Annotated in this window: 19 protein-coding genes and 1 tRNA gene; 13 read left to right on the top strand and 7 right to left on the bottom strand. The window is 64.2% G+C overall.

Translation table 11 applies throughout. The annotated features are described in order from the left end of the window. Positions 1-2 precede the first annotated feature (2 nt). Positions 3-1820 (bottom strand): adenine deaminase, encoded by a 1818-nt coding sequence (gene ade / locus AB843_RS09285; RefSeq protein WP_048646544.1) that lies wholly within the window; start codon positions 1818-1820, stop codon positions 3-5. 87 nt (positions 1821-1907) lie between these two features. Continuing rightward, positions 1908-2510: a TetR/AcrR family transcriptional regulator gene (locus AB843_RS09280; protein ID WP_048646543.1), complete on the bottom strand. Its 603-nt coding sequence runs from the start codon at positions 2508-2510 to the stop codon at positions 1908-1910. Positions 2511-2611: 101 nt separating this feature from the next. Here AB843_RS09280 and AB843_RS09275 point away from each other — a divergent pair, with 101 nt between their 5' ends. Beyond that, entirely contained in the window at positions 2612-3352 is a 741-nt protein-coding gene (locus AB843_RS09275; protein ID WP_048646542.1) for an SDR family NAD(P)-dependent oxidoreductase, read from the top strand. 15 nt (positions 3353-3367) lie between these two features. On the opposite strand, the gene AB843_RS09270 is transcribed toward AB843_RS09275, so the two are convergent. Together AB843_RS09270 and AB843_RS09265 are read right to left on the bottom strand one after the other, a co-directional pair. After that, positions 3368-4009 carry an NAD(P)-dependent oxidoreductase gene (locus AB843_RS09270; RefSeq protein WP_048646676.1) on the bottom strand — a complete coding sequence of 214 codons (642 nt, stop codon included), beginning with the start codon at positions 4007-4009 and terminating at the stop codon, positions 3368-3370. Positions 4010-4149: 140 nt separating this feature from the next. Continuing rightward, the gene (locus AB843_RS09265) at positions 4150-5085 is read right to left on the bottom strand and encodes a DMT family transporter (RefSeq protein WP_048646541.1); all 936 of its coding nucleotides are present in this window, start codon (positions 5083-5085) and stop codon (positions 4150-4152) included. Positions 5086-5309: 224 nt separating this feature from the next. Between AB843_RS09265 and AB843_RS09260 the strand changes: the two genes are divergently transcribed. Beyond that, positions 5310-6206, top strand: a complete 897-nt coding sequence (locus AB843_RS09260) for a LysR family transcriptional regulator (protein ID WP_048646540.1) — start codon at positions 5310-5312, stop codon at positions 6204-6206. Between the two features lie 83 nt (positions 6207-6289). Further along, complete coding sequence (recQ, locus tag AB843_RS09255) at positions 6290-8104, top strand: DNA helicase RecQ (RefSeq protein WP_048646539.1); 1815 nt, start codon at positions 6290-6292, stop codon at positions 8102-8104. A gap of 32 nt (positions 8105-8136) precedes the next feature. Here recQ and AB843_RS09250 read toward each other — a convergent pair. Both AB843_RS09250 and wrbA read right to left on the bottom strand, forming a co-directional pair. Next, positions 8137-8222: transfer RNA gene (locus AB843_RS09250), tRNA-Leu, on the bottom strand. Between the two features lie 139 nt (positions 8223-8361). Next, on the bottom strand, positions 8362-8961 hold the full coding sequence (gene wrbA, locus AB843_RS09245) for an NAD(P)H:quinone oxidoreductase (RefSeq protein WP_048646538.1): 600 nt from the start codon (positions 8959-8961) through the stop codon (positions 8362-8364). Positions 8962-9142: 181 nt separating this feature from the next. Between wrbA and AB843_RS09240 the strand changes: the two genes are divergently transcribed. From AB843_RS09240 to AB843_RS09195, 10 genes are all read left to right on the top strand, one after another. Then, entirely contained in the window at positions 9143-9895 is a 753-nt protein-coding gene (locus AB843_RS09240) for a competence/damage-inducible protein A (protein WP_048646537.1), read from the top strand. A gap of 139 nt (positions 9896-10034) precedes the next feature. Next, a complete protein-coding gene (locus AB843_RS09235) occupies positions 10035-10877 on the top strand; it encodes a universal stress protein (RefSeq protein ID WP_048646536.1) in 843 nt (280 codons plus the stop codon). Positions 10878-11027: 150 nt separating this feature from the next. Further along, positions 11028-11525 (top strand): xanthine phosphoribosyltransferase, encoded by a 498-nt coding sequence (gene gpt / locus AB843_RS09230; protein ID WP_048646675.1) that lies wholly within the window; start codon positions 11028-11030, stop codon positions 11523-11525. 42 nt (positions 11526-11567) lie between these two features. Then, the gene (gene bluB, locus AB843_RS09225; RefSeq protein ID WP_048646535.1) at positions 11568-12317 is read left to right on the top strand and encodes a 5,6-dimethylbenzimidazole synthase; all 750 of its coding nucleotides are present in this window, start codon (positions 11568-11570) and stop codon (positions 12315-12317) included. Positions 12318-12513: 196 nt separating this feature from the next. Then, entirely contained in the window at positions 12514-12987 is a 474-nt protein-coding gene (locus AB843_RS09220; protein WP_048646534.1) for an NUDIX hydrolase, read from the top strand. A gap of 115 nt (positions 12988-13102) precedes the next feature. Beyond that, positions 13103-14638, top strand: coding sequence for an inorganic phosphate transporter (locus tag AB843_RS09215; protein WP_048646533.1), 1536 nt, complete (start codon positions 13103-13105; stop codon positions 14636-14638). Between the two features lie 636 nt (positions 14639-15274). After that, complete coding sequence (locus AB843_RS09210) at positions 15275-19057, top strand: vitamin B12-dependent ribonucleotide reductase (RefSeq protein WP_048646532.1); 3783 nt, start codon at positions 15275-15277, stop codon at positions 19055-19057. A 74-nt stretch (positions 19058-19131) separates the two neighbouring features. Further along, positions 19132-19320, top strand: a complete 189-nt coding sequence (locus AB843_RS09205) for a type II toxin-antitoxin system HicA family toxin (protein WP_048646531.1) — start codon at positions 19132-19134, stop codon at positions 19318-19320. A 2-nt stretch (positions 19321-19322) separates the two neighbouring features. Then, complete coding sequence (locus tag AB843_RS09200; protein WP_048646530.1) at positions 19323-19529, top strand: type II toxin-antitoxin system HicB family antitoxin; 207 nt, start codon at positions 19323-19325, stop codon at positions 19527-19529. Positions 19530-19646: 117 nt separating this feature from the next. Then, on the top strand, positions 19647-20225 hold the full coding sequence (locus AB843_RS09195; RefSeq protein WP_244467937.1) for a thermonuclease family protein: 579 nt from the start codon (positions 19647-19649) through the stop codon (positions 20223-20225). 12 nt (positions 20226-20237) lie between these two features. On the opposite strand, the gene AB843_RS09190 is transcribed toward AB843_RS09195, so the two are convergent. Next, positions 20238-21287 (bottom strand): dipeptidase, encoded by a 1050-nt coding sequence (locus AB843_RS09190; RefSeq protein ID WP_048646529.1) that lies wholly within the window; start codon positions 21285-21287, stop codon positions 20238-20240. Positions 21288-21336 lie beyond the last annotated feature (49 nt).

The raw sequence follows: 21336 nt of genomic DNA, 5'->3' as shown, positions 1-21336 counted from the left end.
ACCTACAGGAACAGGTCGACCTTCCGGAAGGTCGTCACGTCGATGATGCCCATGTCGGAAATGCGCAGTTCCGGGATCACCACCAACGCCAGCAGCGAGTGCTGCATATAGGCGTTGTTCAGCGAGCATCCCATGGCGCGCATCGCCTCGGTCAGCTTGGCCGCCTTCGCGGCCACCGCCTCGGCCCGCTCGTCCGACATCAGCCCGGCGATCGGCATTTCCACCAGCGCCAGCTCACGCCCCTTCGAAAACAGCACCACGCCGCCACCCACCTGGCCCAACCGGTTGGCGGCCCTGGCCATGTCGTCCTTGCTGGTGCCGACGACGATCATGTGGTGCGAATCATGCGCCACGGTCGAGGCCAGCGCGCAATCCTCCATGTAGCCGAAGCCCGAGACGAAACCGTTGGTGACGGCACCGGTGCCGCGATGCCGCTCGACCAGCGCGATCTGGCAGACATCGTTGCGCCGGTCCATGGCGACGACGCCGTCCTCGACCGCCAGTTCCGCCTCCAGCGCGCGCGTCGGCGCCTGGTTCTCGATCACGCCGATGACCCGCGCGCGGACATGGTTGGCGCCGTCGGGCGCGGCAATGTCGAAATCGCCCGCCTGCAGCTTCTTGCCCAGCCGCACCGTGTTCTTGGCTTTCTTGGGATAATCATAGGCGGGGATTTCCGCTTCCAGCCGCCCGCCCCTGGCCAGCCGCGTGCCCCTGGAAAACACCTCGTCGATCGCCATCTGTGCGAGATCGGAAACGACCAGGAAATCCGCCCGCCGGCCCGGCGCGATGGAACCCAGTTCACGCTCCAGGCGAAAATGCTCGGCCGTGTTGATCGTCGCCATCTGGATCGCCGTCACGGGCGCCAGTCCTTGCGCGATCGCATGGCGCACCACCCGGTCCATATGGCCGTCCTCGACCAGCGTGCCCGAATGGCTGTCGTCGGTGCACAGGATGAAGTTGCGCGGGTCGATGCCCTGTTCGGTGACGGCCTTGATCTGGCTTGCCACGTCATACCAGGCCGAGCCGAGCCGCAGCATCGCCTTCATGCCCTGGCGCACGCGGGCGATGGCGTCCTCCATCCGTGTGCCCTCATGATCGTCCTCGGGGCCGCCGGCCACGTAGCCGTGGAACGGCAGGCCGAGATCGGGCGAAGCATAGTGTCCGCCGACCGTCTTGCCGGCCCGCCGCGTGGCGGCAATCGCGCCGACCATGGTCGCGTCGTTGCCGGCGACGCCGGGGAAATTCATCACCTCGCCGAGGCCGATAATGTTCGGCCAGCCCATCGCCTCGGCCACCTCGTCGGCGCCAAGTGCTGCGCCGGCATTCTCAAGTCCCGGCGCCGACGGCACGCAGGACGGCATCTGCACGAACACATTGATCGGCTGCGCCATTGCCTCGTCATGCATCAGCCGCACACCGTCCAGCCCGAGCACATTGGCGATTTCATGCGGGTCGATGAACATCGAGGTCGTGCCATGCGGGATCACCGCCCGGCAGAATTCCGTCACCGTCACCATGCCGCTTTCCACATGCATGTGGGCGTCGCACAGGCCCGGCACCAGATAGCGGCCGGTGGCATCGACCACCTTGGTCTTTTCGCCGATGGCGTGGCTGGCGTCCGGCCCGCAATAGGCAAAGCGCCCGGCGACGATGGCAATGTCGGTCGCCGGGATGATCTCGCCCGAATGCACATTGACCCAACGCCCGTTGCGCACCACCAGATCGGCCGGCCGGCGCCCCATCGCCACGTCGACCAGCAACGGCGCGACCTCGTCCCAGGGTTTCAGCTTCATCGGCGTCAGGGTCTTCGATGCGGGCATGGGCGATCTCCTAGATCGATCCACTGTTGCAAACCCGCCAGCCCCGCGCCAGAGAAATTCCGCCGCGAGGTCGATGCGGGCCGCGCTTTATCGGGCGATGGCATCCCAGGCGGCCATCGCGCTGTCGACAACACGCTCCAGCGCATCGACAGTCGCTCCGTCGCGCGCCTGGATCGACAGTCCGTTCATCACGGTGGCATAGAATGCGGCGACCCGGCCGGCATCGGCGCTTTCCGGCACGTCGCCCTCGGCGATGCCGCGCGCCACGCGACGGCGAAAACTTTCCTCGCTCTCACGCCGGCTGTCGGCCAGGAAGCTGCAGACCGGATTGTTTTCCGGCGAACCGGCAAGCGCCGAGACGACCACCATGCAGCCGCGCGGATTGTCGGGATTGGTGTAGCAGCGGGCGTTGACGCGCAAGGCGGTCTCGATGGCGCCGCGCGCCGTACGGCCGGCTTCGAGAGCCGCGCCGACCGGCGCGCCCTCCTCTTTCTCGTAGAGTTCGATCGCCTCGCGGAACAGCGCTTCCTTGCAGCCGAAGGCGGCATACAGGCTCGGCTTGTTGATGCCCATCGCCTGCGCCAGCTCGCTGACGGACGCGCCTTCATAGCCGCTGGTCCAGAAGACCCGCATCGCCTTGTGCAGTGCTGCATCCTTGTCGAAGGCCCTGGGCCTGCCGCGTTCCGCCATCTCACACACCTTCTGTACCACTCCGTAAATAATTCGCTTGACCCGTTTCCACAAGCCACTTAGGAATTACGTACCAATCGGTACATAAATGGAGACAAAGAATGCAGGACCTGGAAGGCAAGGCAGCTCTCGTAACCGGTGGCAGCCGTGGAATTGGTGCGGCCATCGCCCGGCGGCTGGCCGCGCGCGGCGCCGATGTGGCGATCACCTATGCGCAAAATGCCGACAAGGCGGCTTCTGTCGTCGCCGACATCGAGGCGTCAGGCAGGCAGGGCCTGGCTTTGCAGGCCGACAGCGCCGATCCGCGCGCCGTCACGGCGGCGGTCAACCAGGCAGCCAAAGCCTTTGGCCGCATGGACATACTGGTCAACAATGCCGGCATCTTCCCCTCCGGTCCGCCGGAGGATGTGACGATGGACGAGATCGACCGCACCATCGGCATTCATGTCAAAGCCGTGTTCGTTGCCTCGCAGGCGGCCCTGCGCCACATGGGCGAAGGCGGCCGCATCATCTCCATCGGCTCGTGCTTCGCCCAGCGCGTGCCGCATGGCGGCGTGACGCTGTATGCCATGAGCAAATCGGCATTGATCGGCTTCACCAAGGGATTGGCCCATGATGTCGGCGCGCGCGGCATCACGGTGAATGTGGTCGATCCGGGTTCAACCGACACCGACATGAACCCGGCCGATGCCGAGGGAGCCAACGAACAGCGCGCCAAGACGGCAGTCGGCCATTTCGGTGCCCCCGAGGACATCGCCGCCATGGTCGCTCATCTGGCAAGCCCCGAAGGCCGCTTCATCACCGGCGCGTCGCTGGTCGTTGATGGCGGCCACAACGCCTGACGGCAGACGTCTCGATCAGTACCCGACGGTAAAGCGGGCGCGGCGATGGCGCGCCTGCTCCGCCTCGTCAATCAGGGCGATGGCGAAATCCTCCATGGAGATCGCCGAGCGGCCATTGTCGTCGACCACGAGTTCATCGGTTCCGCGACGGAATGTTCCCGTCCGCTCACCCGGCTCCAGCAATGCCGGTGGGCTGAGATAGGTCCAGTCGGCGTCCTTGTCGGCAAGGCACGCGGCGAACTGCTCGTTCGATGCCTGCGCGATGGCCCGGTATTCGGGCGGAACGAAACGCGGATCGTCGATGACCGCGACACCGCCAGTGCCAGGGACGATCAGGCTCGCCGCGCCGCCCACCACCAGCAGGCGCACATCGGCGCGCACCGTTCCGGCCAGCAGGGCGCGCATCATGATCGCATGATCGCCCTCCTTGCCCGGCGCCGGGCGCGTTGCAGCGATGACGACATCCTGCCCCCGGGCGAGCGTCGCCACATCCTCGACACGCGCCGCGTCGCCGGCCTGCAGCACCGCTCCCGATGGCACCTGCCCCGCGCGTCCGGTGTCGCGCACGATGGCGGTCATGTCGTGCCCGCGGGACAGCCCTTCCGCGATGACGCGGCTTCCTGTGTTTCCATTTGCACCGAACACGGCAATACGCATGATTTCCTCCAATGGTTGAAGACAAGGATCAGATGAAGTGGGAAGGAGTGGCCGCGAGCCGCCCCGTGGCATCGGCTTTCGCCAAGCCGATGCGCATCTTCAGAATGCTGAAGTATTGATTGAACGTTTGGCGTCTTTAATCAGGCCGCCTGCCGGCCGAGCGATCCTGTTTCCCGGCTCCCGCGCCGCAGCAGCAACAGGATTGCCACGATCACCGCCAGGCTGCCCGGCAGCCAATGCCAGCCGATCACTGCCGGATTTGTGACGAACAGCACGATCATCGACACGAACGGAACGAGATAGCTGTAGGCCGTCACCGCGCCCGGCGTCAGCACGCCGGTTCCGCGCTGCATCAGCCAGAAGGTCACGCCGCTTGAGAACACGCCGAGATAAGCCACCAGGAGAAAATCGCCGAGCCGCATCCGCGCCATCGCTTCGAGCGGTTCGAGAAGCACGCCGGCCAGGGCGATCAGCACGCCGCCGGCGGCCAGGCTCCAGAAGGTCCGCGTCGCTGCGTCGCGCGACAGCATCCCCCGCGACAGCCCCCATTTGGAAAGCACCGGATAAAGCGCCGAGGCGATCATGCCGAAGAAGAACAGAGCCTCGTTCCAGCCGAACTGCAGTTCGGCCATGTTGCCGCCCGTTTGTGCCAGGGCCAGACCCAGCGCGCCGAGCGCGCCCAACACCAGAATGGCCACGAGCCTGCCTGCGCGCGGCTCCACGCCCAGCATGCGCCCGAACGCGTAGGCCAGAAGCGGCATGCTGACGAACAGCGCCGACATGGACAGCGCCGTTACCCGGTGCGCCGCCCAGAACATGATGCCGAAGAAGCCGGCAAGGCACAGGCCCATCACCGAATAGAGCAGCAGCGCCGCCGGGCCTGGCCGCCAGTCCGCCGCGTTTCGCAGCAGCGGCACCATGGCGAGCGCGGCGATGGCGAAGCGCAGCGCGGTCAGAAGCAGCGGCGGCAACCCGTCGCTCAACAGCCCGACCGCCGGAAAGGACGCGCCGACGATCAGCGCCCATAAGAGCATGCCCAGATGGGCTCCCGTCATCGTTTTCTCTGTCTCAGCCATCGGCGCACCTGTCTACTGCATAATTCCTTGAATCGAAATCGATTGAAGGAGAAAATTATGCATAATTTCAAAATGTTACAGCGTCCTTTGCGCGTCCGAAAGACGCGCGGCGCTGTAAGGATCTGTTACCCGTTTTGATCAACGGTGCACCATAGCTAGCGCATTGCGGTTCAGTTGATAATATGCACATTGGCTCAATGACTATTGACTGTGAGTAACGAATAATGGATCGGCTGACCGCCCTCACCGTCTTCCGAACCGTGGTCGAGCTCGGCAGCTTCGCCGAGGCCGCGCGCCAGCTCCGGTTGTCGCCGGCGGCCGTCAGCAAGAACATACGAGAACTTGAGGCGCATCTCTCCGTCCGCCTCCTCAACCGCACCACGCGACGCATGAGCCTGACGGAGGCCGGCACACTGTATCACCGGCGCATTGCCCGCATTCTCGACGATCTCGACGAAGCCGACACGACGCTCGGCCCCCTCCAGCAGCAGCCGCGCGGCCTTCTGCGGGTCAGCGCGCCCGCCACGGTGACCCTCATCGCCCTGTCCGAGGCGATACCCGGCTTTCTCGAGCGCTATCCCGACATCGCCCTCGATCTTCGGCTCAACGACCGCCGCATCAACATCGTCGAGGACGGGTTCGACGTCGCCATTCGCGGCAGCGACCGGCTGGAAAACTCCAGCCTCATCGCCCGCAAGCTCCTGACGATGCGCCATGTGCTGTGCTGCGCGCCGGCCTATCGCGACCGGGTCGGCGCGCCGGCAGATCCGGACGCGCTGCGCCAGCACAATTGCGTTCAGTTCACCCTGTCCGATCACAGCGATGAATGGACCTTCGACAAGGAAGGGCGCAGCATCGCCGTTCCGGTCGATGGTCGCTACAAGGTCAGTTCCAGCCTTGCCGTCCGCGACGCGCTGCGGGCGGGCTTCGGCGTCAGCCTCGTTCCATGGATCTATGTGCGCGAGGACCTCAAGGCGGGCCGGCTGTGCACGCTGCTGGACGACTGGACGCCGGACGATACGACCCTCTACGCGGTCTATCCCTCCTCGCGCTACGTGCAGGCCAAGCTGCGCGTCTTCATCGACTTCGTCGTCGAAACGCTGGGCGGGCTGGACAGGTAAGCCCTGGGTCGGGACCTAGCCCCTGCAACGCCATTGCAAACCTGCTATGACGGGCCATCTTCCGATTCCCCGACAGGCCTGCCGTGACCACCGATCCCCTGCAAATCCTGAAGACCGTCTATGGCTATGACGCTTTTCGCGGCAGCCAGGCGGAGATCGTCGATCACGTCATTGCCGGCAACAATGCCTTCGTGCTGATGCCGACCGGCGGCGGAAAATCGCTCTGCTACCAGATTCCCGCCCTTTGCCGGCCGGGCCTCGGCCTCATCGTCTCGCCGCTGATCGCCCTGATGGCCGACCAGGTGGCCGCGCTCCGCCAGGCCGGCGTGCGCGCCGCAGCGCTCAATTCCGACCTGCCGCCGGAGGAGCGGCGCGAACTGTGGCGCGCCATTGGCGAGGGCGCGCTCGATCTTCTCTATGCCGCGCCCGAAACGCTGCTGCGCTCGGGCATCATCGATCGGCTGCGCGGCGTTCCCCTGTCGGTGATCGCCATCGACGAGGCCCATTGCCTGTCGCAGTGGGGCCATGATTTCCGCCCGCATTACCGCCAGCTCGACGGCCTGGTCGAGCTGTTCCCAGACACGCCGCGCATGGCGCTGACGGCCACCGCCGACGCGCCGACACGCGCCGAGATCGTCGCCCATCTGCAGATCGGCGAGGATGACAGCTTCATCGCCGGCTTCGACCGGCCGAACATCCGCTACGCCGTCGAGGAGAAGGACAATCCGCGCCGCCAGTTGATGCGTTTTCTGCAAGCCCACGAGAACGAAAGCGGCATCGTCTATTGCCTGTCGAAGCGCAAGACGGAGGAAACCGCCGCCTGGCTGCGCGACCAGGGCTACAACGCGCTCGCCTATCACGGCGGCATGGACAAAGCGGCGCGCGAGATAAACCAGACCCGCTTCCAGCGCGAGGAGGCGGTCGTCATGGTCGCCACCATCGCCTTCGGCATGGGCATAGACAAGCCGGATGTGCGCTTCGTCGCCCATATCGACTTGCCCGGCAGCATCGAGGCCTATTACCAGGAAACCGGCCGTGCCGGCCGCGACGGCCTGCCCTCCGAGGCCTTGATGCTCTATGGCGCCGACGACATCGCGCTGCGCCGCCGCTTCATCGACGAATCGGACGCCCCCGACGCGCGAAAACGCATGGAACAGCAGAAGCTCGACGCGCTGCTCGGGCTTGCCGAAACCGCGCAATGCCGCCGCCAGGTCCTGCTGAACTATTTTGGCGACGCCTGCGCGCCGTGCGGCAATTGCGACACCTGCGCCAATCCTCCAGAACGCTTCGACGGAACGATTGCAGCGCAAAAGGCCCTGTCCTGCATCCACCGCACCGGCGAACGCTTCGGCCAGGCCTACATCGTCGCCGTTCTGCTTGGCGAGGATGACGAGCGCATCGCCCGTTTCGGCCATGACCAGGTCTCGACCTACGGCATCGGCAAGGAGCACGATCAGCGCACCTGGCGCTCGATCCTGCGACAGTTGATCGCCCACGGCTTCATCCATGTCGACCTCGCCGGCCATGGCGGCCTGTCCATCGCCGAGGCGGGCCGGCGTTTCCTGCGTGAGAAGCCCGCGCTGATGCTGCGCACCCCGCCGCCTTCCGCCAAGGGGAGAAGCCGCAAGACGACGCGGGGCGATACGGCCGCTCTCCTCAATCAAACCGACAGCGCCCTGTTCAACGCGCTGCGCGAGAAGCGCATCGAGCTCGCGCGGGCGCAGAACCTGCCGCCCTATGTCATCTTCCACGACAAGACGCTGATCGAGATGGCCGCCGCCCGCCCCGCCTCGCGCACCGCGATGGCCGGCATTTCAGGCATCGGCGAAGCCAAGCTCGACCGTTACGGTGAAGCTTTCCTGGCGGTCATCGCCGAGCATCGGCCGGATGCCGTCTGAGCAATCAAGGGGAACCGAACGGAGCGCTGTGGTGGTGCGGACGGCGGGGATCGAACCCGCACGATCTAGGATCGAGGAATTTTAAGTCCCTTGCGTCTACCAATTTCGCCACGTCCGCTCAAGGCAACGACTAGCCGCAGAACCGCGCGTGATCAAGCGGATACGTGTGTTCATCAGAAAATACGTATGTTCACAAGACCATGAAAGACGGGCGGCGCATGGCCGCCCGCCCGCCCCGGCAGGGCCGCCGAAACACTTCAGCCAGCGAGCTTGGCGGTGATTTCGGCAAGCCGCTTGCCTTGGAATTTGGCGCCTTCCAGCTCTTGTTTCGAAGGCATGCGCGAGCCATCGCCATTGGTGGTCGTGGTCATGCCGTAGGGCGCTCCGCCGCGCACCGTGTCGTTGCCCATCTGGTCCTGATAGGCATAGGAAAGCGGCACGATCAACATTCCGTGATGTTGCAGGGCGAGCTGCGTGGTGGCCAACGCCAGCTCGGCGCCGCCATGCTGCGTCGCCGTCGACGACATCACCGTCGCCGGCTTGTCGATCAGCTTGCCTTCGGTCCACAGCGGACCGGTCTGGTCGAGGAAATTCTTGATCTGCGCCGCCATCATGCCGTAGCGGGTCGAAATGCCGAAGATGAAGCCGTCATAATCGGCAAGCTCCAGGGGATCGGCCACCGGCGCATCCTGGTCGAGCTTGTAATGGGCGTTGCGCGCCACCTGCTCGGGCACCAGTTCGGGGACACGCTTGATGGTCACGTCGGCGCCGGCCTCCCGTGCGCCGTCAGCCGCCGCCTTGGCCATCGCTTCCATATGGCCCCAGCTCGAATAGTATAAAACCAGGATCTTGGTCATGCTTCACGCTCCGATCGTCGATCTGTCTCTCAATGCCGGTGTCCGGCTCCGTCTTCACTTAAACAGCAATCGGTTCACCGAAAACCGCCTGTTCGCCGACACACTGTTCACCATTCGACACCCATTGCCCTGGTCCCGTCAGGGGGCTATCTCTCGGCAGTCGAATGAGGATCAACGCGCAATGAGCGAGATAGTAACGGCCGCCATGGTGGTGATCGGCGACGAAATCCTGTCCGGCCGCACCAAGGACCGCAACATCGGCCATCTGGCCGATATGCTGACGGCGGTCGGCATCGATCTTCGCGAGGTCCGCGTCGTTTCCGACGACCGCGACGCCATCGCCGAGGCGGTCAACCAACTGCGCGCCCGCAACACCTACGTCTTCACCACCGGCGGCATCGGCCCGACGCATGACGACATCACGGCCGATTCGATCGCCCATGCCTTCGGCGTGCCCTGCGGCTACGATCAGAAGGCCTTTGCGCTGCTGGAGCAGCATTATGCCGCCCGTGGCATAGAATTCTCCGACGCCCGCAAGCGTATGGCGCGCATGCCCGAAGGCGCGGAGCACATCGACAACCCGGTTTCCATCGCGCCCGGCTTTCGCATCGGCAACGTCTATGTGATGGCTGGCGTGCCGGCGATCTTCCAGGCCATGCTCGACACGGTGGTGCCGACGCTCGAGACCGGCACCAAGCTGGTTTCGCAAACGATTCCCTCATCGCTGCCCGAGGGCACGATCGGCGGTCCGCTCGGCGAAATCCAGGCGGCCAACCCCGAGACGATTATCGGCTCCTATCCAAAATACCAGGACGGCACGTTCTGGACCGAAATCGTCGTTCGCTCGCGTTCCTCCGATGCCATGGCAATGGCTGCCGCGGCGGTCGAAGCCATGTTGAAGGATTTGCAACCGAAGGAACCCGTTATCCGTTGATCTGGCGCAAGGTGCCGGACAGGATTCCGCCTATAGCATTTTGCCGTCAGGTGGACACACCTGGCGTCCGCATAAATGCGGAAAAACAATGAGATAGACTGACGTCCACTGCCGCTTACCGCCCTTCAAGGAGGCTGACATGACCTACAAGACGATCCTTGCCATTCTTCAAAGCGAAGCGGACGCGCCGCGCGTCCTCGATCTGGCCCTGCCGCTGGCCGCCCGTCACGACAGTCATGTGATCGGCTTGCATGCCGAAGCGTTGCCGATGGTCATGGCCTCGCCGATGGGCGGACCCGTGGTCGATCTCAGCATCGACATGCAGGAGGAAACCGGACGGCGCCATGCGGTGATCCGCGCCTTGTTCAGCGAGCGCGCGCGCATCGAGGGCGTGACCAATGAGTGGCGCGGCTTCGACAGCGTGTCGGGCGATTCGGCGATCTCTGGCATCGAGAGCGCCCGCAGCGCCGATCTGGTCATCGTCCAGCAGACCGATCCGGACGCCACGTCAAGCATGGCCGCCAATGTCGAGGCACTGCTGTTCGAGACCGGTCGTCCGGTGCTGCTCGTGCCGTATATCCGCAAGGAGCGCGCCGCCCGGTTCGAGAAGGTCCTGCTCGCCTGGAACGGCAGCCGCCAGGCGGCGCGCGCCGCTTTCGACGCCCTGCCCTTCATGAGGGAGGCCGAGAGTGTCGAAATTCTCTGCATCGATCCGCACGATACGCCGCGACGCGACGCCTCGATGGCCGGAACGGCCATCGCCGCAGCGCTTGCCCGCCACGACATCAAGGTGACGGTGAAGGTGGAAAGCTCCGGCGGCGTCTCGCATGGCGAGGTGATCGACAACCGCATCGCCGACACCGGCGCAACGCTCCTCGTCATGGGCGCCTTCGGCCGTTCGCGCCTGAAGGAGTTCGTCTTCGGCGGCGCCACCCGCACCATTCTCCAATCGATGACCGTGCCGACCCTGATGGCCCATTGAGCTTGCCTTGATGCGACCGATTCCAGAGGGATGATCGATGCCGGGCTTGCGCTCGGCATCCCTTTCCGGCTAATTCACCGCGCATTCCAGTCTCGGCGCCGCGGCGCCCCAGTCCTGGCGCAGAAGCGCCTTTTGCGGAGTGCGTTGCCGATGTCCCTTCCCGAAAAAGCCTTTCCCGTTTCCTGGGATCAGTTTCACCGCGATGCCCGCGCCCTGGCCTGGCGATTGTCCGGCGTCAATGGCGGATGGAAAGCCATGGTCTGCATCACGCGCGGCGGCCTCGTGCCGGCCGCCGTCATTTCGCGCGAATTGGGCATCCGCCTCATCGAAACCGTTTGCGTCGCCTCCTATCACGACTACACCGAACAGGGAGACCTCAAGGTCCTGAAGGAGATCAACCCGGCATTGCTGGAAAATGACGGCGAGGGCGTGCTGATCGTCGACGACCTGACGGACACCGGCAAGACCGCGGCAATCGTCCGGGCGATGATGCCGAAGGCGCATTTCGCCACGGTCTACGCCAAGCCGAAGGGCCGGCCGCTGGTTGACACCTTCGTCACCGAGGTCTCCCAGGACACCTGGATCTATTTCCCCTGGGACATGGGTTTTTCCTACCAGAAGCCGATCGCCGAGAACGAACGCGGCTGAACCGCCGAGCCTCGCAACGGTTCAGCACAGGGAGATGCAGGCATGACGGACAAGCCAACCCCGTCGAGCAGCGGGCTTGACCTGCAACCAGGAGCCGCCTTCGCCGAGACGGACCGGCAGGCCGTCTACCAGGCCATCGCCACGCGCCGCGACGTGCGCGGCGAATTTCTTCCCGACCCGATCGACGACGCCACCTTGGCGCGCATCCTCACCGCGGCCCACCACGCCCCATCCGTCGGCCTGTCGCAGCCATGGGATTTCATCCTCGTGCGCAGCCCGCGGACGCGACAGAAGATCGCCGAGATATTCGCCGACGCGAACGAACAGGCGGCAAGCCTGTTTCCCGAGCAGAAGCAAGCGCAATACAAGGCTTTGAAACTCGAGGGCATCGCGACCGCGCCCCTCAATGTCTGCGTGACCAGCGATCCGACCCGCGGTGGCCCGGTGGTGCTCGGCGCCACTCACATGCGCGACACCGACCTGTTCAGCACGGTCTGCGCCATCCAGAATTTCTGGCTTGCGGCGCGCGCCGAAGGCATTGGCGTCGGCTGGGTCAGCATTCTCGACCCGGCCCGCGTCAAGGTCGCGCTCGGCATTCCCGACCATATCCGGCTGGTCGGCTATCTCTGCGTCGGCCACGTCAGGGGGTTCTTCGGTCGCCCCGAACTCGAGCAGCGCGGTTGGCGCACGCGCACGCCGCTTGGCGAACTGATTCACGATGAGTTTTGGGGGACGCCCGCCGACGCGGTTTCGCAGGCTCTCGCATGCACGGAACTTGCATCAAACGGTTGATTCTTCACCCAAAGTAACTATTTGTGTGCGCAAGGGCTGAGCGTTGTTTGATTCGCTGCCCACGCTCGCGGCGAAGAACTGTGATTTCGCCGATCGCGAAAAAAATGTAAAAACAGGAAGTTGCGGCGACAACTGGAATCCGGGCGTAAAGCACCCGGGATGAAGGAGAAGTGCGATTATCAGTCACTGCACACGCATGCGGTTGACCGAGAAGGTCCGGCGTCTGTTCGGCGGCAATCCGCGCCGCGTCCAGGCAGCGGCTTTGCCATGGCGAAAAGCCGACACGGACGGTCGCGTCGAAATCATGCTGGTGACCAGCCGTGACACCGGGCGCTGGGTGCTGCCCAAGGGTTGGCCCGAAGGGCCGGAATCCCTTTCGCAGGCCGCCACGCGCGAGGCGCGTGAAGAGGCCGGCATCAAGGGCCGCGCCGAAGCCGAGGAGTTTGGCCGCTTCTACTACAGCAAGCTGCGCGGCTCGGGCGTCGAATGGCGCTGCGAAGTGGCCATCGTTCCCATGGAAGTGACCCGCGAACTGGCCAAATGGCCCGAACGCAAGCGTCGCACCCGCCAATGGTTTGCCGCGCGCGATGCGGCTGCCCTGGTCGATGAGCCCGATCTGGCCGAGCTGATCATGCGCTTTGCCGACAATCCACGGGAAATCGCTGCCTGAGCGACTTGTTTTTCAGCTCTGCGCTTGCCGTGCCGGCCTATGTTTCCTAACCCGAGATGAATGTTGATGCCGTGCGGTTCCCTGGGCGCCGCGCCGGTCGCAAATTGGATATGGCATGACCGACACAGCCGCGACGCCGCGCAAGCAGACGCTCGACAAGGACCTCGACAAGCTCGTCCATGTGGAGGAAGCCACCAGCACGGTGGCCCGCGGCCTGGTGGCGCCGGGTCTTGGCCTCCTGTTCCTGGCGCTGACGGCGATTTTTGCCGCCACCTACGTGATCGGCGAGCCCGGCGCCATCATCATCATCGCGGCCGCGGCGATCGGCGCCTACATGGCCCTCAATATCGGCGCCAACGACGTCGCCAACAATGTCGGACCGGCCGTTGGCGCCAAGGCGATGAGCCTCGGCGGGGCCTTGCTGATCGCCGCCATATTCGAGAGCGCCGGCGCGCTGATCGCCGGCGGTGAAGTGGTCGGCACCATTTCCAAGGGCATCATCGATCCGGCTGCCGTCGGCACGCCCGAAACCTTCATCCGCGCCATGATGGCCGCTCTCCTCTCTTCCGCCCTGTGGATCAATCTGGCGACCTGGATCGGCGCCCCCGTCTCGACCACCCATTCGGTGGTCGGCGGCGTCGTCGGCGCCGGCATCGCGGCAGCCGGCTTCTCCTCAGTCGATTGGTCGATGATGACGCAGATCGCCGCCAGCTGGGTGATTTCGCCGCTGATCGGCGGCGTCGTCGCTGCGCTGTTCCTCGCCTTCATCAAGACCGCCATCATCTACCAGGACGACAAGATCTCGGCCGCCCGGCGCTGGGTGCCGCTGCTGATCGCCGTCATGGCCGGCGCCTTCTCCGCCTATCTGACCACCAAGGGACTCAACCGGGTCATTGCGGTCAGCGGCCTCGGCACGCTTCTCGTCGGCCTGGCCTTCTTCGCCGTCACCTGGTTCTTCGCCCGCATCCTGGTGCGCCGCCAGTCGGAGGGATTGGAGAACCGCAACCAGTCGCTGCGCCGCCTGTTCAAGCTGCCTCTGGTGATCTCCGCCGCCCTCCTCTCCTTTGCCCACGGCGCCAACGACGTCGCCAATGCCGTCGGCCCGCTGGCGGCCATCGTCTTCACCGTCCATGAAAGCGCCGTCAACACCACCGTCGCCATCCCCTTCTGGGTGATGGTCATCGGCGCCGTCGGCATTTCCCTCGGCCTGGTCCTGTTCGGTCCCAAGCTCATCCGCATGGTCGGCGAGCAGATCACCAAGCTCAATCCGATGCGCGCTTTCTGCGTTGCGCTGTCGGCGGCCATCACCGTCATCATCGCCTCCGCCTTCGGTCTGCCGATCAGCTCCACGCACACGGCGGTCGGCGCAATTTTCGGCGTCGGCTTCTTCCGCGAATGGTACACCGCCCATTCAAAGCGCCGCCGCGCCTACCTGGAGCGCAAGGGCGTCCAGCTGAAGAAGAACGGCGCCTCCTCTGCGGAGGAAGACGAGGAACTGGAGATGCACAGCACGTCGCGCGAGGAGGTCGCCCGGCGCAAATTGGTGCGCCGCGTCCATGTGCGCACCATCGTCGCCGCCTGGGTGACGACCGTGCCGGCGGCAGCACTTCTGTCGGCCGGTATTTTTCTCGTGCTCGACCTGATGGCCTGAGCCACGCGCCCAATCGCCGCCGTCGCGGCCGCAGCCCGTGGGAAAGCCCGGTTCTGCAAGACGCAAGCCCGGGCAAAAGCCATCCCCATTATTCACAACCGACACACACAACATCTTGCGGTCACAAATCATCCAAGAACGATAGCTTGACGGGCGGCGGCGAGTCGCTTTTTATGGATTTCGCGTCGGCGTCTGAAGGCGCGATTGGCCAAGCTTCGCGTTGGTCGATTTTCCAAATTTGTATTGAGTTTCCAAGGGCTGCCCGGACATGATTCGGGCAGAGCGGAGCTGTTCGCGCCGTGGAAAAAATGCGGATGACGTATGGCGTTCCGGTCTGGCGAAAAGAAGCTGTTAACACTATATTTAGTGTCTTCAGATATTCTCCTTACCAGATAGTGTGAAGGTTCTGTGACATTATGGTCGCATAAGCGTCAGGTTGGGGGCGGTTCCGCATAGAGCGGGACAAGGCTTTTGGAAGCGGGGCGAGCCCCGTGAGAAGCACCAACCTTCAGTATCAGGAGAGCCGTTCGCACAGGCGGACGGCAGACGGCGGACAACCGTCCGTGACGGCAAAAATGTGATGAGGCGTTTCGCCGTCACGGACACTATATTTGGGAATAGGGGCAAGAGGACAAAATGCGCATCGAACGCCGGTTCACGAAGGAAGGTCAGAGCCCATACGCGGAGGTTCCCTTCCGCAAGGCCACCAGTGAAATCAAGAATCCGGATGGCTCCATCGTCTTCCGGCTGGAGAATATCGACGTCCCGACACAGTTCAGCCAGGTCGCCAGCGACATCCTGGCGCAGAAATATTTCCGCAAGGCCGGCGTGCCGGCGCGCCTGAAAAAGGTCGAGGAAAATTCCGTTCCCTCCTTCCTGTGGCGTTCGGTGGCCGACGAGGCAGCCCTTGCCGACCTGCCCGAGGGCGAGCGCACCGGCTCCGAGACGAGCGCTGCCCAGGTCTTCAACCGGCTTGCCGGCACCTGGACCTATTGGGGCTGGAAAGGCGGCTATTTCGATTCGGAACAAGACGCGCAGACCTTCATGGACGAATTGTGCTACATGCTCGCCACGCAGCGCGTCGCGCCCAATTCCCCGCAATGGTTCAACACCGGCCTGCATTGGGCCTACGGCATCGACGGTCCCGGCCAGGGGCACTATTACGTCGACCCCTTCACCGGCAAACTGACCAAGTCCAAATCCTCCTACGAGCATCCGCAGCCGCATGCCTGCTTCATCCAGTCCGTCGGCGACGATCTGGTCAATGAAGGCGGCATCATGGATCTTTGGGTGCGCGAGGCGCGCCTGTTCAAATACGGCTCCGGCACCGGCTCCAACTTCTCGCATCTGCGCGGCGAAGGCGAGCGCCTGTCGGGCGGCGGCAAATCGTCGGGCCTGATGTCCTTCCTCAAGATCGGCGACCGCGCCGCCGGCGCCATCAAATCGGGCGGCACCACCCGCCGCGCCGCCAAGATGGTGGTGGTCGACGCCGATCATCCCGACATCGAGGCCTATATCGACTGGAAGGTGAACGAGGAGCAGAAGGTTGCCGCCCTCGTCACCGGCTCCAAGATCGTCAAGAAACACCTCGAAGCCATCATGAAGGCCTGTGTCAATTGCGAGGCGGGCTCGGAAGCCACGCGGGACGATTGCTTCGACCCGCTGAAGAACCCGGCCCTCAAGCGCGAGGTGAAAGCCGCCAAGCGCAGCGCCGTGCCGGAAAACTACATCAAGCGCGTCATCCAGTTCGCCAGGCAGGGCTATACGGACATCGCCTTCAAGACCTACGACACGGATTGGGATTCGGAAGCCTATCTCACCGTTTCGGGCCAAAACTCCAACAATTCCGTCTCGCTCAAGGATGACTTCCTGCGCGCCGTCGAGAACGATGGCGACTGGACGCTGATCAACCGCATCGACGGCAAGCCGGCCAAGGTTTTGAAGGCGCGTGACCTGTGGGAGAAGATCGGCTACGCCGCCTGGGCATCGGCCGATCCCGGTCTGCACTACAACACCACCATGAACGACTGGCACACCGCGCCGGCGGCAGGCCCCATCCGCGCCTCCAACCCGTGCTCGGAATACATGTTCCTCGACGACACGGCCTGCAACCTGGCCTCGATGAACCTCTTGCAGTACCGCAACAAGGACGGCTCGATCGACATCGCGGCCTACGAGCACACGGTGCGCCTGTGGACCATGGTGCTGGAAATCTCCGTCATGATGGCGCAGTTCCCGTCCAGGGAAATCGCCCGCCTGTCCTACGAGTACCGCACGCTGGGCCTCGGCTACGCCAATATCGGCGGCCTCCTGATGACCTCCGGCATTCCCTATGATTCCCCTGAAGGCCGCGCCATCGGCGGCGCGCTGACGGCGATCATGACCGGCATCGCCTACGCGACCAGCGCCGAAATGGCCGGCGAGCTCGGCCCCTTCCCCGATTACGAGCGCAATGCCGACCACATGCTGCGCGTCATGCGCAACCACCGCCGCGCCGCCCATGGCGAGACGGACGGTTATGAAAAGCTTGCCGTCAATCCGGTGCCGCTGAAGGCCGAGGAATGCCCGCATGCCGACCTGATCGAGCATGCGAAGGCTGCCTGGGACCGGGCGCTCGAGCTTGGCGAGAAGCATGGCTACCGCAACGCCCAGGCCACCGTGATTGCGCCAACCGGCACGATCGGCCTGGTCATGGATTGCGACACCACCGGCATCGAGCCCGACTTCGCCCTGGTCAAGTTCAAGAAGCTGGCCGGCGGCGGCTATTTCAAGATCATCAACCGCGCCGTGCCCGAGGCGCTGCGCACGCTCGGCTATTCGGAAGCCGACATCGCCGAGATCGAGGCCTATGCCGTCGGCCACGGCAATCTCAACCAGGCGCCGGGCATCAACCCGACGACGCTGAAGGCCAAGGGGTTCGACGACGCGGTCATCGCCACGCTCAACACGGCGCTGAAATCGGCCTTCGACATCAAGTTCGCCTTCAACAAATGGACGCTGGGCGAGGAATTCTGCAAGGTTGCGCTCGGCTTCACGCAGGAGCAGCTCGACGATTTCTCCTTCGAGATGCTCCCTGCCCTCGGCTTCTCCAGGAAGGAGATCGAGGCCGCCAACATCCACATTTGCGGCGCCATGACGCTGGAGGGCGCGCCGCATCTGAAAGACGAGCACCTGCCCGTCTTCGACTGCGCCAATCCCTGCGGCAAGATCGGCAAGCGCTATCTGTCGGTCGACAGCCACATCCGCATGATGGCGGCGGCGCAGCCCTTCATCTCGGGCGCCATCTCGAAAACCATCAACATGCCCAACGACGCCACGGTCGACGACTGCAAGGAAGCCTACATGCTTTCCTGGAAGCTGGCGTTGAAGGCCAATGCGCTTTACCGCGACGGCTCGAAACTCTCGCAGCCGCTCAACGCCTCGCTCTTGTCGGATGACGAGGAAGAGGCCGACGACCTGGTCGAGGAGCTGATCGCGTCGCCAGCCGCCGCCCAGGCGACGATCGTCACCGAAAAGATCGTCGAGCGCATCGTCGAGAAACTGGTGCGCGAACGCGAAAAGCTGCCGAACCGCCGCAAGGGCTACACCCAGAAGGCCGTCGTCGGCGGACACAAGGTCTATCTGCGCACCGGCGAGTTCGACGATGGCCGCATCGGCGAGATTTTCATCGACATGCACAAGGAAGGTGCGGCCTTCCGCGCCATGATGAACAATTTCGCCATCGCCATCTCTCTCGGCCTGCAATATGGCGTGCCGCTCGAGGAATATGTGGAGGCCTTCACCTTCACCAAATTCGAGCCGGCCGGCATGGTCCAGGGCAATGACGCCATCAAGAACGCCACGTCGATCCTCGACTACGTGTTCCGCGAACTGGCGGTCTCCTATCTCGACCGTTCGGACCTCGCCCATGTCGACACCAGCGACTTCACCAACACCGCGCTCGGCCGCGGCATCACCGAGGGCAAGGCGACCCCCTTCTCCAAGGGCCTGACCCGCGGCGCGCCGTTCAAGGTCGTGTCCGGCAAGACGAGCGAGCCGAAGGGCGAGGCCAGCACCGCCGCCACGGCGCATACGGCCTCCAACGTCCGCGCCATCGCGACGGGCGCCACGGTGCGCGCGCTGAAGCCGGCCGTCGCCGAACTGCAGGAGGAAGCCACCGCCTTCCGCCGCGACTACGAGGAACGCGCCAAGGAACTGGCCCAGGAAGCCGCCCACGAGGAGGTCGCCGACGCCCTGTTCACCGACGCGGCAGCCGAGGAGGCAGCCGCAGCCAAGAAGGTCGAAACCCACCGCCGCCAGCAGGCCATCATGCAGGGGTATACGGGCAACATGTGCTCGGAATGCCAGAACTTCACGATGGTGCGGAATGGGACCTGCGAGAAGTGCGACACCTGCGGAGCGACGAGCGGGTGTAGCTGAGCGCAAACCGCGGAAACATGACAATCATGGACCTCCATAAAATGCTCTGAAACATTCGTGGAGGTCCAGTTGCCGTGAAAGTACGCGACGTTATTCGGTCTCTGGAGCAGGATGGATGGTATCTCGTTGCAATGCGAGGCAGCCATCGCCAATATAAGCATGAGACAAAGTCCGGGTGCGTGACGGTCGCCGGTAAGCCGTCCGACGATATCGCGCCTGGCACGTTGAACAGCGTTCTCAAGCAAGCCGGCTTGAAGGATTGATCATGCGCTACGCGGTTATTATTGAAAAGGCAGAGAGCAATTACTCTGCCTATGTGCCCGACCTGCCCGGCTGTGTCGCAACGGGGACCACGGTTGCCGACGCCGAAGCTGCGATTGGCGAAGCGATCCGCTTTCACATAGAAGGCCTGCGCGAAGACGGCCTGCCTGTGCCAGAACCGGTGAGTTTGGCGGAATACATAGAGGCATAGATAAAATTCAGCCTGAGCGATTTCAGAGATCGCGCCGCAATTTCATAAAATCTTCTCCACCCCCTGAACGGCATCTCAACGTCCACTTGCGATCCTCCCGCCACGACGGGGGTGACAATGGGCGATATCTACACTTTTGAGAGGAAGAACCGCCGCACGCAGACTTGGCACGACGGTCGATCGCAGCCCCGACAAGCCAGACGGCAGCGAAGCAGCCTGTCCGACTATGGCGGCTTCCTCGCTCTTGCAATAATGATGGGCCTTGCCGCCGGCTACTACCTCATACCGTCTGTTGAGCGCCTTGCTGTCCCAATCGGCCTTGCAGCGCCAGATAAATCCGGCGTCAAGCGCAGCTTCTCGCTCTGCGGCTTCGGCCCACGCATCGATTGTGTGGTCGACGGGGACACGTTCTATGCCGGCGGGGAAAAAATCCGAATTGCCGACATCAACACCCCCGAACTCGCGAACCCGCAATGCAACCGTGAGGCGATACTTGCCCGGCGAGCGCAGAAGCGACTGCACAAGCTGCTCAACGCCGGCCCCGTGGAGATACGCCGCACCACATTGCGCGACCGCGACGCGTATGGCCGCAAGCTTAGAAGCATCTACCGTAACGGTCGTTCACTTGGCCAAATTCTCGTCGCCGAGGGCCTCGCCCACCCTTGGCGTGGCCACAGGGAATCCTGGTGCGGCTGACCTGACCACCCCTCACCCGATCACCCGCTCCAGCATGCCCACCCAGTTCCGCCAGGCGATCTTCTCGATCAGTTCGCGCCCGTAACCGGCCTTTTCCATCGCATCGATCAGCTTCGGCAGGCCAGACACGTCGCCGATCGCCTTCGGCACATGCGCGCCGTCGAAATCCGAGCCCAGCCCGACGCCATTCTCGCCCAGCGCCTCCAGAAGCGCGTCAAGATGGCGGACCATGACGTCAAGGCCGGTATCGCCGCCCATCCGCCCGTCCGGCCGCAGGAATCCGGTGGCGAAGTTGAGCCCGACCATGCCGCCCGTGTCGCGGATGGCATCGAGTTGCCAGTCCATCAGATTGCGCGAATGGCCGCAGATCGCGTGCACGTTGGAATGGGTGGCGACCAGCGGTGCGTCGCTGATCTTCGCCACGTCGCGGAAACCCTCGGCATTCAGGTGCGACAGGTCGACCAGGACGTTCAGTCGGTTGCAGGCCTTCACCAGCGCCTTGCCGGCGTCGGTCAGGCCCGGACCGATCTCCGGCGTTGCCGGAAAGCGGAACGGCACGCCATGGGCGAAGGCGTTGGGCCGGCTCCACACCAGGCCAAGCGAACGCAGGCCCGCCGCATGAAGCACGTCGAGCAGGGCAAGGTCGGTGTCGATCGCCTCGGCCCCTTCGATGTGGAACACAGCCGCCAGCGATCCCTTCTCCACGGCGGTGCGCACCGCCCCGGCGCTGCGACAGACGGTGAAGGCGCCGTCCGAGATGCGCTCCAGCCGAAGCAGGATCGAGGCCATCGCCAATGTCGAGGACAACGCTTCGGCCCGCTCGAGCGCCGGCGGCGCCTCGTCGTCCGTGCTCATCGCGCGCCGGGCGCCCGGCTGCTCCAGCGGCGGCGGGAAAATGGCGAACATGCCGCCGGCAAAACCGCCCTTCCGCGCCCGCGGCAGGTCGATATGGCCGCCGGGAAGCCCCTCGATGAAGCGCGCCTCCACAGTGGCGTCGTTCGCCTGGTAAAGCCGCAGCAGCGCGTCGTTATGACCGTCGAAAACCGGAATGAGATCTGTCATGGGATTTGGCTCGGCTGGAGGGGCGCTTGCGCAAGAATGCGCACGCCAA

The sequence above is a fragment of the Nitratireductor soli genome (assembly GCF_001050155.1).
Taxonomy (GTDB): Bacteria; Pseudomonadota; Alphaproteobacteria; order Rhizobiales; family Rhizobiaceae; genus Nitratireductor; species Nitratireductor soli.
The sequence above is the reverse complement of the archived record's forward strand: the minus strand, read 5'-3'. Positions and strand labels throughout refer to the sequence as shown.

Coding starts and splice junctions, on each gene's coding strand:
- AB843_RS09265 (WP_048646541.1), bottom strand. CDS start 5,085: ATGGCTGAGACAGAGAAAACGATGACGGGAGCCCATCTGGGCATGCTC.
- AB843_RS09195 (WP_244467937.1), top strand. CDS start 19,647: ATGGGCGATATCTACACTTTTGAGAGGAAGAACCGCCGCACGCAGACT.
- AB843_RS09275 (WP_048646542.1), top strand. CDS start 2,612: ATGCAGGACCTGGAAGGCAAGGCAGCTCTCGTAACCGGTGGCAGCCGT.
- gpt (WP_048646675.1), top strand. CDS start 11,028: ATGTCCCTTCCCGAAAAAGCCTTTCCCGTTTCCTGGGATCAGTTTCAC.
- ade (WP_048646544.1), bottom strand. CDS start 1,820: ATGCCCGCATCGAAGACCCTGACGCCGATGAAGCTGAAACCCTGGGAC.
- wrbA (WP_048646538.1), bottom strand. CDS start 8,961: ATGACCAAGATCCTGGTTTTATACTATTCGAGCTGGGGCCATATGGAA.
- AB843_RS09200 (WP_048646530.1), top strand. CDS start 19,323: ATGCGCTACGCGGTTATTATTGAAAAGGCAGAGAGCAATTACTCTGCC.
- AB843_RS09215 (WP_048646533.1), top strand. CDS start 13,103: ATGACCGACACAGCCGCGACGCCGCGCAAGCAGACGCTCGACAAGGAC.
- bluB (WP_048646535.1), top strand. CDS start 11,568: ATGACGGACAAGCCAACCCCGTCGAGCAGCGGGCTTGACCTGCAACCA.
- AB843_RS09220 (WP_048646534.1), top strand. CDS start 12,514: ATGCGGTTGACCGAGAAGGTCCGGCGTCTGTTCGGCGGCAATCCGCGC.
- AB843_RS09270 (WP_048646676.1), bottom strand. CDS start 4,009: ATGCGTATTGCCGTGTTCGGTGCAAATGGAAACACAGGAAGCCGCGTC.
- AB843_RS09190 (WP_048646529.1), bottom strand. CDS start 21,287: ATGACAGATCTCATTCCGGTTTTCGACGGTCATAACGACGCGCTGCTG.
- AB843_RS09260 (WP_048646540.1), top strand. CDS start 5,310: ATGGATCGGCTGACCGCCCTCACCGTCTTCCGAACCGTGGTCGAGCTC.
- AB843_RS09235 (WP_048646536.1), top strand. CDS start 10,035: ATGACCTACAAGACGATCCTTGCCATTCTTCAAAGCGAAGCGGACGCG.
- AB843_RS09280 (WP_048646543.1), bottom strand. CDS start 2,510: ATGGCGGAACGCGGCAGGCCCAGGGCCTTCGACAAGGATGCAGCACTG.
- AB843_RS09240 (WP_048646537.1), top strand. CDS start 9,143: ATGAGCGAGATAGTAACGGCCGCCATGGTGGTGATCGGCGACGAAATC.
- AB843_RS09210 (WP_048646532.1), top strand. CDS start 15,275: ATGCGCATCGAACGCCGGTTCACGAAGGAAGGTCAGAGCCCATACGCG.